Genomic DNA, 13,562 nt, shown 5'->3' on the forward strand with positions numbered 1-13,562 from the left:
GGGCTAACAAAGCAAGTGCTTGGTAGGTTAGCCTACAGGTTATGCAAGAGGTCCAGGAATTCCGGGCCGAAGTCCGTGAGTGGCTGGCCGACAATCTTGTCGGTGACTTCGCAGCACTCAAAGGACTCGGTGGTCCCGGGCGCGAGGATGAAGCGTTCGAAGAGCGGCTGGCGTGGAATCGCCACCTGGCCAAGGCGGGGTTGACCTGCCTTGGCTGGCCCGTCGAGCACGGTGGCCGCGGTCTGTCGGTGGCGCACCGGGTGGCCTTCTACGAGGAGTACGCGCTGGCGGACGCCCCGGACAAGGTGAACCATTTCGGCGAAGAGCTGGTGGGCCCGACGCTGATCGCCTACGGCACAGCCGAACAGCAGCAGCGGTTTCTGCCGCACATCCTCGATCTCACCGAGCTGTGGTGCCAAGGCTATTCGGAGCCCGGCGCTGGCAGCGACCTGGCGAACGTCTCCACCACCGCGGTGCTCGACGGGGACCAGTGGCTGCTCAACGGTCAGAAGGTCTGGACGTCGATGGCGCACCTGTCGCACTGGTGCTTCGTGGTGGCGCGCACCGAAAAGGGCTCCAAGCGCCACGCCGGGCTGTCCTATCTGCTGGTGCCGCTGGATCAGCCCGGTGTCGACATCCGTCCCATCGTTCAGCTGACCGGAACCGCGGATTTCAACGAAGTCTTCTTCGATGACGCCCGTACTGATGCCGACCTGGTGGTCGGGGAGCCCGGTGACGGCTGGCGGGTGGCGATGGGCACGCTCACCTTCGAGCGTGGGGTCTCCACCTTGGGTCAGCAGATCCGTTATGCGCGTGAGCTTTCCGGTCTGGTCGAGGTGGCCGAGCGCAACGGTGCGGCCGAGGATCCGTTGATCAGGGAACGGCTCACCCGGTCCTGGGTCGGGTTGCGGTCGATGCGGTCCTACGCGCTGGCGACGATGGACGTCGAGCGACCCGGGCAAGATAATATCTCGAAACTGTTGTGGGCCAATTGGCATCGCGATCTCGGTGAGCTGGCCATGGACATCCGAGGTAAGGCAGGTCTGGTGGCGGCGGACGGCAACGTCGACGAATGGCAGCACCTGTTCCTGTTCTCCCGCGCCGACACCATCTACGGCGGGTCCAACGAGATCCAGCGCAACATCATTGCCGAGCGGGTGCTCGGCCTACCGAGGGAAGCTAAGGGTTCATGAGTCTCGCCGAAGTACCGAAAGAGATTGACGGACATGGTCTTTTGGCTGGCAAGGTGGTGCTCGTCACAGCGGCCGCCGGTACGGGTATCGGTTCGTCCGTCGCGCGCCGCGCCCTTGCCGAGGGCGCGGACGTCGTGGTGTCGGACTTTCACGAACGCCGACTCGGGGAGACCCGCGACGAACTGGCCGCCCTCGGGCTCGGTCGGGTCGATTCGGTGGTCTGCGATGTGACGTCCACCGCGGCCGTCGACGCGCTGATCACCGCTGCCGTCGAGAAGCTGGGCCGAATCGATGTGCTGGTCAACAATGCCGGTCTCGGCGGCCAGACCCCGCTGGTCGAGATGACCGATGACGAGTGGGACCGGGTGCTCAACGTGACGCTGACGTCGGTGATGCGGGCGACCCGCGCAGCGCTGCGCTACTTCCGCGATGCCGGCCACGGCGGGATCATCGTCAACAACGCGAGCGTGCTCGGCTGGCGCGCCCAGCATTCGCAGTCGCATTATGCGGCGGCCAAGGCCGGGGTGATGGCGTTGACCCGTTGCAGCGCAATCGAAGCCGTGGAATACGGGGTGCGGATCAATGCCGTCTCCCCGAGCATCGCCAGGCACAAGTTCCTGGAAAAGACCTCGTCGGCCGATCTGCTGGACCGGTTATCGTCCGACGAAGCCTTCGGCCGGGCCGCCGAGCCGTGGGAGGTGGCGGCCACCATCGCATTCCTGGCCAGTGACTACTCCAGTTACCTGACCGGTGAAGTGATCTCGGTGTCCAGTCAGCGGGCCTAGCATGCTCAGTAGCCAAGCAAGCGCTTGGTTGATACTCTCTTGTGGTGGAGAAGGAAGCGCCGACCCGTCGCGATGAGCTGCTCGGGCTGGCCGCGACGATGTTCGCCGAGCGCGGACTTCGCGCGACGACGGTGCGCGATATCGCCGATTCCGCGGGCATCCTCTCCGGCAGCCTCTATCACCACTTCGCCTCGAAAGAGGAAATGGTCGACGAGGTGCTGCGCAGCTTCCTGGACTGGCTCTTCGAATCGTATGAGCGCATCATCGATACCGAACCCAACCCCCTGGAACGGCTAAAAGGGCTGTTCATGGCCTCTTTCGATGCCATCGAGAACAGGCACGCCGAAGTCGTCATCTACCAGGACGAAGCCAAGCGCCTGTCCTCTCAGCCGCGGTTCGCCTACGTCGACGAACGCAACAAAGAGCAGCGCAAGATGTGGCTCGATGTGCTCAACCAGGGCATTCGGGAAGGTTATTTCCGACCCGATATCGACGTCGACCTGGTGTACAGATTCATCCGCGACACCACCTGGGTGTCGGTGCGCTGGTATCAGCCCGGTGGGCCGCTGACGGCCGTCGAAGTCGGCCGCCAGTATCTGTCCATCGTCCTCGGCGGAATTACCACAAGCGAAACAAAGGGAGCCTGAGATGCCTGAAGCGTATGTCGTCGAAGCCGTGCGCACTGCGGTCGGTAAGCGCAACGGAGGGCTGGCCGGAGTGCATCCGGTCGACCTCGGCGCCGCCGCCTGGCGCGGACTGTTCGAGCGGACCGACGTCGATCCCGGTGCGGTGGACGATGTCATCGCCGGATGCGTCGACGCCATCGGTGGGCAGGCAGGCAACATTGCGCGGTTGTCGTGGCTGGCGGCCGGTTTCCCCGAAGAAGTGCCCGGTGTCACGGTGGATCGGCAGTGCGGATCCAGTCAGCAAGCCATTTCCTTTGGCGCGCAGGCGATCATGTCCGGCACCGCCGACCTGATCGTGGCCGGTGGCATGCAGAACATGAGCCAGATTCCGATCTCGTCGGCCATGGTCGTGGGCGAACAGTTCGGCTTCACCTCGCCCACCAACGAGTCGAAGAGCTGGCTGCACCGCTACGGCGATCAGGAGATCTCGCAGTTCCGCGGCTCGGAGATGATCGCCGAGAAGTGGAACATCACCCGCGAGGAGATGGAACAGTTCGCGTTCACCAGCCATCAGCGCGCGTTCGCCGCGATTCGTAGCGGGTACTTCGACAACGAGATCCTCCCTGTCGACGGGTTCGCCATCGACGAGGGTCCGCGCGAATCGTCGCTGGAAAAGCTGGCGACGCTCAAGCCCCTGGTCGAGGGTGGCCGGCTGACGGCGGCGATGGCCAGCCAGATCTCCGACGGCGCCAGTGCCGTGCTGTTGGCTTCAGAACAAGCCGTCAAGGACCACAATCTGACACCGCGCGCCCGTATCCACCACATCAGTGCGCGCGGCGCTGATCCGGTGTTGATGCTGACCGGACCGATTCCCGCTACGCGCTATGCATTACAGAAGGCCGGACTTTCGATCGACGATATCGACACCGTCGAGATCAACGAGGCGTTCGCACCCGTGGTGATGGCCTGGCTCAAGGAGACCAAGGCCGATCCCGAAAAGGTGAACCCGAGCGGCGGCGCGATCGCCCTTGGCCATCCACTCGGTGCCACCGGTGCCAAGCTCTTCACGACGATGCTCAACACCTTGGAGCGCACCGGCGGTCGGTACGGCTTGCAGACGATGTGCGAGGGCGGCGGGACCGCCAACGTGACCATCATCGAACGCCTCTGACACCGCCCGCGAGCGTGAATCTCACGACGCTCCAGGCCGGTTTTCCGTCGTCACATTCACGCTCGCGGTAGTCACCACGCCAGGCCCCGCTCCCGAAGCGCATTCGCGACGCGGGCGACGTATGTCGCCCGGCGATATTTCAGCAGGTCGCGGCTAGCTCGGACGGTGAACCAGCCCAGTGCCGTCATCTCGAACTCTTTGTCGATGTCACGTTGCCGAACTGCCGGGTCGGTCCAATGCTGTGGCCCGTCATACTCGATCGCCACTTTGACCTCTTCGTAGGCCATGTCCACGCGTGCGATGACGTCGCCATACTGACCGAAAACGTTGACCTGCGTCTGCGGCGCGGGCAGGCCGGCGTCGGTCAACGCCAATCGCGCGACGGTCTCTTGTGGCGATTCCGCGCCTCCGTCGACAAGCAGCGGGACCGCGCGCAGACGACGGAGCCCGCGTGCGCCGGGGTGCGCGGCTGCGACGGATTCGATGTCGAGGGCCTAGATACCCGTTGCGTTCGCGAGCGTGTCAAGTCGTTGGACGGCCTGCACTCGCTGCACCGTGTGTCGACCGAGGTCGAATGCCGTTCGCGCAGCGGTAGTTACCGCCATCCCACGGATCGCGAGCGACTCCCCGTCGGCGAGTTCTTCGGAGCGGACGATCAGCCCCGCGGGTGACTTCCGGTTGTCGTGGATCAGCTCTGCGGGCCGTCGCGCGTCGACCCATTTGGCGCCGAGCATCGCAGCGGCCGATTGTCCTGCGATGACGCCGCGGCGTCGCGACCACAACCAGGCGGCTTCTGCGCGCTGTTGTGCCGTCGGCTCGATACCTCGCGGCGCGTAGACACCGGGATAGAGCTGTTCATAGCGCCTGCGCATCACCCGTTCAGTGATGGCGGCGTTCGACAGCGCTTCAGCGCCCACGAACGGCCACGGTAGCTCTGCCACCACTCAATGATGTGGATCGGCGAGGCTGGCCGTACGCCGCTATCCACAGCCCGCCCCTGACTGCATCGGTGAAGTCATTTACTTCATTAAATCAAAATGAAGCTATTATCTTCATATGAGGGATATGAAGCTGGAGGCTTCATCGCGATCGCCTCGGCTTTGTGCCGCCGTTATCGGCGATGTCGTGGGCTCGCGGTCGGCTAACGACCGTGGTGAGCTGCACCGGGCGATCATGTTCGCGCTGGCCGACGCCGCCGAGGCAGCGGTCGACCCGCCCGTCCTAACGGTCGGCGATGAGTTTCAGGGTGTCTACCGCACGGTCGGCGCGGCTATCGATGCGGCGCTGTCGATCCGACTTGCGCTGGCGCCCGCCGTCGACATCCGATTCGGCATCGGCTGGGGCGCCATCACTGTGCTCGACGAGGCCACCGGCATCCAGGACGGCCCAGGGTGGTGGGCGGCCCGTGAAGCCATCGAGTGGACAGCGGCCGCGCAAACCCAGCCGGGCCTGGCCCTGGTCAGAACCGCGTTCCGCACGGCGGAGCCCGACGGCCCCGACACAGCACCCGTCAACGCCGCGTTGATGTGTCGGGACCATCTGCTTGGATCGCTCGATGAACGGTCGCAGCGGATCTTGACGGGCCTGCGGGCCGGCCGAACGAAGAAGGAGTTGGCCATGGCGGAGGGCATCAGCGCTTCTGCGGTTTCCCAGCGTGCCGGCCGCGCCGGGATTGACCTGATTATTGCTGCATCACAACAACTTCGGCTCATCGAATGAGCGCGCTGGCCGTCTTCTTCGTCGCGATCGGGATCGCCGACATCTGCCGCAGGATCACCGACCGGCGATGGCTTACGCTGTGCTGCGGACCTGTGGCCGCTCTCGTCTGCGCGTTGCTCGCCGGGCTGTGGCATACCGGTGATCTCGTGCTGGTGGTGATCGGCGCGGCCGCCATCGTCGGTTGGGTGCTGCTCTGCGCGCGCACCGAAGTCGACGGTGCCCGCCCCGCCGCGGCGCTGCTGGTGTTCGGGGCTGCCGTCGCGGTTCTCGGTGCACTGGCCGGGTGGGCGTCGCCGGTGGGCGGGTTGGTGAGTCGCTGGCTGCCCTGGGTCGGCCTCGACAGCGTCGATCCGACGCATGCCGTCATGACCGCGGGTGTGGTGCTACTCCAACTCGTCACCGGCAACCAGCTGGTGCGCCTGGTACTCGGTTCCGTGGGCGCTGTCCGGCCTGCCGGTGAGCCGCAGCCCTCGGACCGGCTCAAAGGCGGACGGCTGCTCGGCCCGATGGAACGGTTGCTCATTCTCGGCCTCGGGTTGGGCGGCCAGCTCGCTGCGGCCACCGCCGTGATCGCAGCCAAGGGCATCATCCGGTTTCCCGAGCTGAATTCCCAGCGCCGTGAAGGAGATTCGGGCATCGACGAGCTGACCGAGTATTTCCTGGTCGGTAGCTTCGCCAGCTGGTTACTGGCGCTGGCCGGGATCGGTCTGGCCTGACCGTCAGCCGCGAGTGCGACCGTGACGACGCAAATCAGCCCACGAGCGTCGTGACGTTCACACTCGCGCCTATGCGATCAGGCCCGCAGCCGCCTGCAGGTGCTTGATCGCGTCACGCACAATGGTGTCGATCAGCTCGGCACATGACGGCAGGTCATCGACGATGCCCGCCACCTGACCCGAGGCCAGCACACCCGCGGCAGTATTGCCTTCGACCAGCCCGGCCTTCAACAGCATCGGCGTATTCGCGGCCATCACAATCTGTGACCAGGTGAGCTCTTTACCGTGCCGCATGGCCAGACCGTCGGTGATCATCGACCGCCAGGTCATCCCCGACATCTTCTTGAATTTCGCGGCGTTGCCGATCGCCGCGCTGAATCCCCTTATCCGGGAGCCGCTTTCCAGCTTCTCGACCAGGCCGGTGCGCAACACCCGATGTGGCATACCGTCGACGCGGGTCGAGACGACTGTGCCGCCGAGCGCGGAGTCCAGGTACTGCTGTTTGACCGAATCGGGCACCGTCGAATCGGAGGTCAACAGGAAGCGGGTGCCCATCGCCACCCCTGCGGCACCGTAGGACAACGCGGCAGCCAGGCCGCGGCCATCGAAGAAGCCACCGGCAGCGATGACGGGAATGTTGGTGTCCTTCAACGCATCCAGTACCGAAGGCAGCAGTAGCGTGGTGGCCACCGGGCCGGTGTGTCCGCCACCTTCGCCGCCCTGGACGATGACGGCGTCGGCGCCCCAGCTGGCCACCTTGCGCGCATGCTTGGCTGCACCGACCGACGGAATCACCACCGCACCCGCCTCTTTGAGGCGGGCGATCAGGTCGGGCTTGGGTGCCAGCGCGAACGACGCCACCTTCACGCCTTCCCTGATCAGCAGGTCGACGCGCTCGCCGGCATCGCCGGCATCTGCGCGCATATTGATACCGAACGGTTTGTCAGTGGCGGCTTTGACCTTGGTGACCGCGGTCTGCAGTTCCTCCAGCGTCATCGTTGCCGACGCCAGGATGCCCAGACCACCGGCGTTGGAGGTGGCCGCAACCAGCCGAGCACCCGCCACCCAGCCCATCCCGGTCTGCACGACGGGGTGGTCGATACCCAACAATTCGGTCAGGGGGGTGCGCAGCGTACTCATCGGACTTCTTTGTCCCGCAGCGATTTCGGGTCGAGCTGATTGATCAGCTGCAGTTCGTCGCTGGTCGGCAGTCGTGTGGTATCGGCCTCGTCGAGTCCATGCACCTCGAACGACGTGGCCTCGCGGACCGCATCGGGCTCAACCCCCGGGTGTAGCGACACTGCCCGCATCTGATGCTCGGGACCGTTGAAATCGAATACCCCGAGATTGGACACCACCCGGAAGACATTCACGAATCGGTAGGCCGGATTATCGGGATTGCCGTCGCGTTTGAAATTGACTTTGTCCCAACCGATACCGGAGACGATATCGACAGACTCGGAGAACACCCGGGCGGAGTGATTACCGACGAAGTAACTGGTGGCGTGGTTGATGGTGTTACCAGGTGCCCCGCGCACACCGAACATCTGCCGGGTCGGATGCTGCAGCGGCCCGAATGCCGACAGGTTCTGGTTGCCATAGCGATCAATCTGGTTGGCGCCCATCACCACATGACGCCGACCCCAGGACAGGGTTTCGAAGACCCGGCCGAACGGCATCCAGCCTTCGATGGCTGCGGGTGCGCCGATCGCCGGTGTGTCGGCGATCAACGACGCCTCACCGTCGGACAACACGATATCGGGGGAGAACGTCAACCGTGCCAGCCTGGCGCCGATAGAGACCACCGTCGTCATCGGGCTGACCATGATTTCGCCTGCGTCGCGGAACAATTCGGCGCACGCGACGACGCACACCTCGGCCCGGGTCACTGCACTCACTTGGCATCTCCCTTCGTAGCCGACTCTGCGAACGCGCGTACTGCAGCCTGGTAGTCGGCTTCACTACCCGAGAGGTAGGTGTCCACGAACTGCTGCCAGCTCTCGTCAGATCCGGCGGCCTCGGCATAGTGCCGTTGGAACTTCTCGTCCCGCCCGTAATCGGGTGCCGCGGTGGTGAAGTGCGCACCCAGCGGTGCTTCCACCACCGAGTCCACCATCATCCGGTTGATCAGTAGCGCCTGCGGCGGCACCGCCTTCACCAGTTCCTCAGTGGGGACCACCTTTTCGACCGACAAATAGCGGCGCTGCGCGGCCATCAGGAAGAGGTCGTCGAAGTACGGATCGATTCCGGTGTAGGCGGCATTACCGCGGGCATCGCCGAGATTCAGATGCACAAACGCCGCATCCAAATTCAGGGCAGGCATCGCGATCAGCTCTTCGAAAGAGCCGTCGGTGGCGTAGGGCGAGGTGACGGTCTTGAGCTCGTCACCCCAGAACGCCCGGACGTCGCTACCGAGTCCGGCCCGGATGGGCAGAAACGGTAGCCGCTGGGCCGCCGCCTGCAGGCCGCACCGAAGCATGCCTTCGTCCATCTCACGTGCTTCGATGGCGCCGGTGGTACGGGCCTTTGCGAACCACGGGTCGTAGAACGGCGGTGAATCCAGGGAGACGAAGCCGTAGTAGACGCGCTTGACTTTGCCCGCCGAGCACAGCAGACCGAGGTCGGGGCCGCCATAGGTGACCACCGTCAGATCGGTGACATCGGTGCGCAGCAGCGCCCGGACGAACGCCATCGGTTTACGTCGTGAACCCCAGCCGCCGAGGCCGATCGTCATCCCACTCTCGACCGACGCGACCGCGTCATCGGCAGTCGTTGTCTTGTCGCTCACGATTTTTCACCCTTGGCTGTCCCGGCGAACGCATCCCGATGCTCATCGGACACGCCGGCCAGGTTGAGTTCGAAGGTAAACCCTTGTTCCATCCGGTAACTCGAGTTCACCCGTTGGACGTCAATGAGATTGAGTGCTTCCTTGGCGGCGCGGATCACCCGGGTGTCCTTGATGGCGATATCACGGGCCACCCGCAGCGCAGCTTCGTCGAGGTCCGCTCGCGGTACCACCTCGTGTACGGAACCGAAGTGGTGCAGCGTCGCCGCATCCACAGTGGCAGCGGTGAAGAACAGTCGGCGCATCATGTGTTGGGGGACCAGCCGGGACAGGTGCGTCGCGGCACCCAACGCGCCACGTTCGACTTCGGGCAGTCCAAAGGTGGCGTCATCGGACGCCACGATGACATCGGCGTTGCCGATGAGGCCGATACCGCCGCCGACGCAGAAGCCGTTGACGGCCGCTACCACCGGAACTTCGCATTCGTAGACGGCCCGGAAGGCGTGGAAGCAGCCGCGGTTGGCGTCGATGAGCGCGCCGAATCCTTCGGTGTTCTGCATTTCTTTGATGTCGACACCGGCGTTGAAACCACGGCCTTCCGACCGCAGGATCACCACATGGGTGCTGCGGTCGCGGCCGGCTGCGGTGATGGCATCGCCGAGTTCGAACCAGCCCGCAGAGGGGATGGCGTTGACGGGTGGGTAGTCGACGGTGACCGAGACGATGCCCGGTTCGACTGTTTTGGACGTGATTGTCATGGAGATTCCTGGGTCGCTTCTGGGCTCTGTAGCCGGGGGTGGTCCCTGAGCAAGCACTTGCTTGGTACGCTAGCACAGTGACCGAGACGGCTGAGAATGTTCCGTTCAATCTCGGACTCGCGGGGCGCGTGGTCCTGGTGACCGGCGGCGTGCGAGGGGTCGGTGCCGGTATCAGTGCGGTATTCGCCGGCCAGGGAGCGACGGTGGTGACCTGCGCGCGCCGCCCTGTGGAGGGGCTGCCGTATGAGTTCCATCCCTGTGATGTGCGCGACGACGACTCAGTGGCCGCGCTGATTGCCGCCATCGTGGCGGCCCACGGCCGACTAGATATCGTCGTCAACAATGCGGGCGGATCGCCCTACGTGCTGGCTGCCGATGCCTCGGCCAAATTCAGCACCAAGATCATCGAACTGAATCTGCTTGGCCCGCTGTTTGTCTCGCACCATGCCAATGAGGAGATGCAGACACAGGCCGGCGGTGGCTCCATCATCAACATCGCCAGCGTCAGTGGCCGCAGGCCGACGCCGGGAACTGCGGCGTACGGCGCCGCGAAGGCGGGCGTCGAAAGCCTGACCACCACCCTCGCCGTCGAATGGGCGCCGAAGGTGCGAGTCAACTCCGTCGTCGTCGGCATGGTCGAGACCGAGCAGTCCGAACTGTTCTACGGCGACGCCGAGTCGATCGCCGCGATCTCCGCCAATGTCCCGCTCGGCAGGCTGGCCAAACCGGCCGATGTCGGATGGGCCACGGCCTTCCTGGCGTCGGATGCGGCGTCCTATATCAGTGGCGCGTCACTCGAGGTACACGGCGGGGGAGAGCCCCCGCATTACCTCGCTACCACCAGTGCAATCAAATAAACAGGGAGACAACGGATATGGGTGTGGTTGACGGCCGGGTTGTGATCGTCACGGGTGCTGGCGGCGGTATCGGGCGCGAGCATGCGCTGGCATTTGCCGCAGAAGGTGCGCGCGTGGTGGTCAACGATATCGGCGTGGGCCTGGATGGTTCGGCCGCCGGTGGGGGTAGCGCCGCCCAGGGTGTGGTCGACGAGATCGTCGCCGCCGGTGGAGAAGCCGTCACCAGTGGAGCCAATGTCGCCGACTGGGAGCAGGCGGCGGGTCTGATCCAAACCGCGGTCGACACCTTCGGTGGACTCGATGTGCTGGTCAACAATGCCGGCATCGTGCGCGACCGGATGTTCGCCAACACCAGCGAAGACGAGTTCGACGCGGTCATCGCTGTTCACCTCAAGGGGCACTTCGCCACCATGAAGCATGCGGCGGCATACTGGCGCGCCAAGTCCAAGGCGGGCGAGACAGTGGATGCCCGCATCATCAACACGAGCTCCGGTGCGGGCCTGCAAGGAAGCGTTGGCCAGGCCAATTACAGTGCGGCCAAAGCAGGTATCGCCGCGATGACCCTGGTTGCCTCGGCGGAGATGGGCCGCTACGGCGTCACCGTCAACGCGATTGCGCCGTCGGCCCGCACCAGGATGACCGAAACCGTCTTCGCCGACATGATGTCGACCCAGGGGGCTGAGTTCGACGCGATGGCGCCGGAGAACATTTCGCCGTTGGTGGTGTGGTTGGGCAGCGTCGAATCCCGCGATGTGACCGGCACGATGTTCGAGGTCGAAGGCGGGATCATCCGCATCGCCGAGGGCTGGGCCCACGGCCCGCAGGTCGATAAGGGTGCGCGCTGGGATCCCGCCGAGCTCGCGCCGGTGGTCACCGAACTGCTGGCGAAGGCCCGTCCCCCGGTGCCCGTCTTCGGCGCCTGAACGCACGCGACCCCGCCTCCTGACGAGGCGGGGCCGCATGGTGTGGCTATGTCAGGCAGCGTCTTTCGCTGACCTGGCGCCGGTGCCCTTCTTACCTGACGGTCCGGCCTTGGTGGCCGAACCCGTATCGCCGGCGTCCGGCGCTGCCTTGTCGCCAGTGCTGGCGGCGGCCTTGAGCGTCTTCACCGGCTCGGCCTTGTTGCCGTCGCTGAGATCGGTTGCCCCGTTGGCACGGGTAGCCCCGGTTTTCTTGGGCGCGACGGCCGTCTCGGTGGCGGCCGACGTCGGTGCACTGAGCTGGACTGCCTTGGTCGAGGCCTGGCTCGCGTTGGATTGCCCGAGTCCCCCGAGTGCGGCTGCGACGTCCTGAACCGTGCGGACGACGAATGTGGCTGTCGCTGCGGCCACATCGCCGACACCCTGCTGAACTCCGGCGATGATCCCCGGGATATTGAGGGCGAGAATCGGTGCGCGCAGGTTGTACAGCGCGGTCTGCGGCGCCACGATCAGATCGCGGAAGTTGACGAACATCTGCTGTCCGAAGGTAGCCTCCGCGACATCTTGGCCGGCCCAGCTCTTCAGCGTCCAACCGCCCTCGCCATTGCTGTCGACCACGACGATGTCGGTGTTCTTCAGCGGGTGGGTCAGCGCCAGCAGGATATCGGGATTATCGACGTTCATCAGTGTCCAGAACATGATCGTCGCGCCATGAGAAAACACAGCGGGATCCGAGTCGTCGCCATCCTGCTGCGCGATCTGGCCGAGGGCGCCGTCGACGCGGGCGTCGAACTCATTGCCGTCCTCAGAGCCGGGAATCCGGACGAAACGCAGCCCCAGCGTCCATGCCAGCGGCGCGATGATGTAACCGATCCGGCCCAGGCCACCGGCTTCCGGTGAGCCCTCGAAGAACCCCGCGCTGATCTCCTGGAGTCCGTTGAGGACGACGACGTCATTGTTGAAATCAGGATGGTACGGATCGCCGGAAATCGTCACCTGGCTCATATCGCCACCATGGTTGACCAGTGCCGCGAACGGTGTCGCGGTCTGCTGGGTGCGGACCATCGTCGATGCGTAAATCCCGGAGTAGGTCCCCAGGTTGTTGAGGGTGGTCGCGACGGCCTTGCTCTGGCTCCACCCGGTCGCGGGGCCTGCCGGGTCGGCGGGAGTGCCGGTCAGGGGAGGTCCGGGGACTTTGGTGTCGATGAATCCGGACGCGTTGCCCTGGGATTCGCCGTGTCGAATGAACGTGACGGTCAACGCTCCTGCGGGAAGCGCTATCCCGATCAGAAGCGCAACAGCTGCAACGACAGCCGTGACGACACCCAGAACCTTCCGGATGATCGATTTCTGCATCAATAACTCCATCGTTAAGGGCAAATGTGCGGCCGCGTGCGCCCTGAAAGGCGTGTGGCCGCGATCACATTAACACTTACGCTACGGGCGGTAGCGGAATGGTGGTTTTTTGGATGCATAACAATCCACCCCCGCAGTACCTGCGGGGGTGGTGATGGCGCGGCATGCGCGCGCCTGGGGAATCGGTGAGCGACCTACGGGTCGCAGATGACGATCGGAATCTTGCGGTCGGTGTAGGACCGGTAGTTGACGAAATCGGGATACATCGCGTCGAGTTTGGGCCAGTACTCGTCGCGCTCGGCGTCGGTGGCATCTCGGGCCGTGAGCGCGAAGACACCGTTCTTGGTCTGAAACTTCATGGCGGGGTTCGCCTGCAGGTTCAGATACCACATCGGATTGTTGGCGCGACCGCCTTGGGATGCGACCAGGACGATCCGCTGACCCTCTTGCAGGAACAGCAGCGGACTGTCCCTGGGCTCACCGGTTTTGCGGCCGGTCGTGGTTAAGATTCCGACCTCCGAGCCACGCAGGAACTTGTTGCCGAACTTCCCGTTGGTCTTCTTGAAGATCAGGGTCTGGGCCTTCGACATCCACTTGATCGCGGTGCCGACCTTGGCCGAATTCAGACTCTCTACCTGCTTGGGCTTGAGCGGGCGGGGCGGATTGGCCATCGATA

General features: G+C 64.6%; 14 protein-coding genes and 1 pseudogene. 8 read left to right on the top strand and 7 right to left on the bottom strand.

Annotation, left to right across the window (positions count from 1 at the left end; genetic code table 11):
• Positions 1-41: 41 nt before the first annotated feature.
• The 4 genes from ipdE1 (at position 42) to fadA6 (ending at position 3,775) form a co-directional block, all read left to right on the top strand.
• Entirely contained in the window at positions 42-1,193 is a 1,152-nt protein-coding gene (gene ipdE1 / locus ADBZ9O_RS06115; RefSeq protein ID WP_526529361.1) for an acyl-CoA dehydrogenase IpdE1, read from the top strand.
• Positions 1,190-1,978 carry a (5R,7aS)-5-hydroxy-7a-methyl-1-oxo-2,3,5,6,7,7a-hexahydro-1H-indene-carboxyl-CoA reductase gene (gene ipdF / locus ADBZ9O_RS06120; protein WP_526529363.1) on the top strand — a complete coding sequence of 263 codons (789 nt, stop codon included), beginning with the start codon at positions 1,190-1,192 and terminating at the stop codon, positions 1,976-1,978. The genes ipdE1 and ipdF overlap by 4 nt, the downstream gene beginning before the upstream one ends.
• A 98-nt stretch (positions 1,979-2,076) precedes the next feature.
• Positions 2,077-2,625 (top strand): TetR/AcrR family transcriptional regulator, encoded by a 549-nt coding sequence (locus ADBZ9O_RS06125; RefSeq protein ID WP_526532891.1) that lies wholly within the window; start codon positions 2,077-2,079, stop codon positions 2,623-2,625.
• Position 2,626: 1 nt separating this feature from the next.
• Positions 2,627-3,775 (top strand): steroid 3-ketoacyl-CoA thiolase FadA6, encoded by a 1,149-nt coding sequence (gene fadA6, locus ADBZ9O_RS06130; RefSeq protein ID WP_526529365.1) that lies wholly within the window; start codon positions 2,627-2,629, stop codon positions 3,773-3,775.
• A 71-nt stretch (positions 3,776-3,846) separates the two neighbouring features.
• Here the strand turns inward: fadA6 and ADBZ9O_RS06135 are convergent.
• Positions 3,847-4,716 (bottom strand): annotated as a pseudogene (locus tag ADBZ9O_RS06135) (putative endonuclease domain-containing protein).
• Between the two features lie 115 nt (positions 4,717-4,831).
• On the opposite strand from ADBZ9O_RS06135, the gene ADBZ9O_RS06140 reads away from it, so the two are divergent.
• Together ADBZ9O_RS06140 and ADBZ9O_RS06145 are read left to right on the top strand one after the other, a co-directional pair.
• A complete protein-coding gene (locus ADBZ9O_RS06140; protein ID WP_526529367.1) occupies positions 4,832-5,494 on the top strand; it encodes a SatD family protein in 663 nt (220 codons plus the stop codon).
• The gene (locus tag ADBZ9O_RS06145) at positions 5,491-6,210 is read left to right on the top strand and encodes a hypothetical protein (protein ID WP_526529369.1); all 720 of its coding nucleotides are present in this window, start codon (positions 5,491-5,493) and stop codon (positions 6,208-6,210) included. Before ADBZ9O_RS06140 ends, ADBZ9O_RS06145 begins: the two co-directional genes overlap by 4 nt.
• 69 nt (positions 6,211-6,279) lie before the next feature.
• Here the strand turns inward: ADBZ9O_RS06145 and ipdC are convergent, their stop codons facing one another.
• From ipdC to echA20, 4 genes are read right to left on the bottom strand one after another with little or no spacing between them, the layout of a single operon-like run.
• Positions 6,280-7,350, bottom strand: a complete 1,071-nt coding sequence (gene ipdC, locus ADBZ9O_RS06150; RefSeq protein WP_526529371.1) for a (3aS,4S,5R,7aS)-5-hydroxy-7a-methyl-1-oxo-octahydro-1H-indene-4-carboxyl-CoA dehydrogenase — start codon at positions 7,348-7,350, stop codon at positions 6,280-6,282.
• Complete coding sequence (gene ipdB / locus ADBZ9O_RS06155) at positions 7,347-8,108, bottom strand: cholesterol ring-cleaving hydrolase subunit IpdB (protein ID WP_526529373.1); 762 nt, start codon at positions 8,106-8,108, stop codon at positions 7,347-7,349. The genes ipdC and ipdB overlap by 4 nt, the downstream gene beginning before the upstream one ends.
• Positions 8,105-8,998, bottom strand: a complete 894-nt coding sequence (gene ipdA, locus ADBZ9O_RS06160; protein WP_526529375.1) for a cholesterol ring-cleaving hydrolase subunit IpdA — start codon at positions 8,996-8,998, stop codon at positions 8,105-8,107. Before ipdA ends, ipdB begins: the two co-directional genes overlap by 4 nt.
• Positions 8,995-9,753, bottom strand: a complete 759-nt coding sequence (echA20, locus tag ADBZ9O_RS06165) for a (7aS)-7a-methyl-1,5-dioxo-2,3,5,6,7,7a-hexahydro-1H-indene-carboxyl-CoA hydrolase (RefSeq protein WP_526529377.1) — start codon at positions 9,751-9,753, stop codon at positions 8,995-8,997. Before echA20 ends, ipdA begins: the two co-directional genes overlap by 4 nt.
• A 77-nt stretch (positions 9,754-9,830) precedes the next feature.
• Here echA20 and ADBZ9O_RS06170 point away from each other — a divergent pair, with 77 nt between their 5' ends.
• Entirely contained in the window at positions 9,831-10,610 is a 780-nt protein-coding gene (locus ADBZ9O_RS06170) for an SDR family oxidoreductase (RefSeq protein WP_526529379.1), read from the top strand.
• 17 nt (positions 10,611-10,627) lie between these two features.
• Positions 10,628-11,533 (top strand): SDR family oxidoreductase, encoded by a 906-nt coding sequence (locus ADBZ9O_RS06175; RefSeq protein ID WP_526529381.1) that lies wholly within the window; start codon positions 10,628-10,630, stop codon positions 11,531-11,533.
• Positions 11,534-11,584: 51 nt separating this feature from the next.
• On the opposite strand, the gene ADBZ9O_RS06180 is transcribed toward ADBZ9O_RS06175, so the two are convergent.
• Positions 11,585-12,886, bottom strand: coding sequence for a histidine phosphatase family protein (locus ADBZ9O_RS06180; RefSeq protein ID WP_526529383.1), 1,302 nt, complete (start codon positions 12,884-12,886; stop codon positions 11,585-11,587).
• Positions 12,887-13,080: 194 nt separating this feature from the next.
• Entirely contained in the window at positions 13,081-13,557 is a 477-nt protein-coding gene (locus ADBZ9O_RS06185; protein WP_526532893.1) for a nitroreductase family deazaflavin-dependent oxidoreductase, read from the bottom strand.
• Positions 13,558-13,562 lie beyond the last annotated feature (5 nt).

This window comes from Mycobacterium sp. (genome assembly GCF_965229105.1).
Classification (GTDB): Bacteria; Actinomycetota; Actinomycetes; order Mycobacteriales; family Mycobacteriaceae; genus Mycobacterium.

Coding starts and splice junctions, on each gene's coding strand:
- ipdE1 (WP_526529361.1), top strand. CDS start 42: ATGCAAGAGGTCCAGGAATTCCGGGCCGAAGTCCGTGAGTGGCTGGCC.
- ipdF (WP_526529363.1), top strand. CDS start 1,190: ATGAGTCTCGCCGAAGTACCGAAAGAGATTGACGGACATGGTCTTTTG.
- ADBZ9O_RS06125 (WP_526532891.1), top strand. CDS start 2,077: ATGTTCGCCGAGCGCGGACTTCGCGCGACGACGGTGCGCGATATCGCC.
- fadA6 (WP_526529365.1), top strand. CDS start 2,627: ATGCCTGAAGCGTATGTCGTCGAAGCCGTGCGCACTGCGGTCGGTAAG.
- ADBZ9O_RS06140 (WP_526529367.1), top strand. CDS start 4,832: ATGAGGGATATGAAGCTGGAGGCTTCATCGCGATCGCCTCGGCTTTGT.
- ADBZ9O_RS06145 (WP_526529369.1), top strand. CDS start 5,491: ATGAGCGCGCTGGCCGTCTTCTTCGTCGCGATCGGGATCGCCGACATC.
- ipdC (WP_526529371.1), bottom strand. CDS start 7,350: ATGAGTACGCTGCGCACCCCCCTGACCGAATTGTTGGGTATCGACCAC.
- echA20 (WP_526529377.1), bottom strand. CDS start 9,753: ATGACAATCACGTCCAAAACAGTCGAACCGGGCATCGTCTCGGTCACC.
- ADBZ9O_RS06175 (WP_526529381.1), top strand. CDS start 10,628: ATGGGTGTGGTTGACGGCCGGGTTGTGATCGTCACGGGTGCTGGCGGC.
- ADBZ9O_RS06180 (WP_526529383.1), bottom strand. CDS start 12,886: ATGCAGAAATCGATCATCCGGAAGGTTCTGGGTGTCGTCACGGCTGTC.
- ADBZ9O_RS06185 (WP_526532893.1), bottom strand. CDS start 13,557: ATGGCCAATCCGCCCCGCCCGCTCAAGCCCAAGCAGGTAGAGAGTCTG.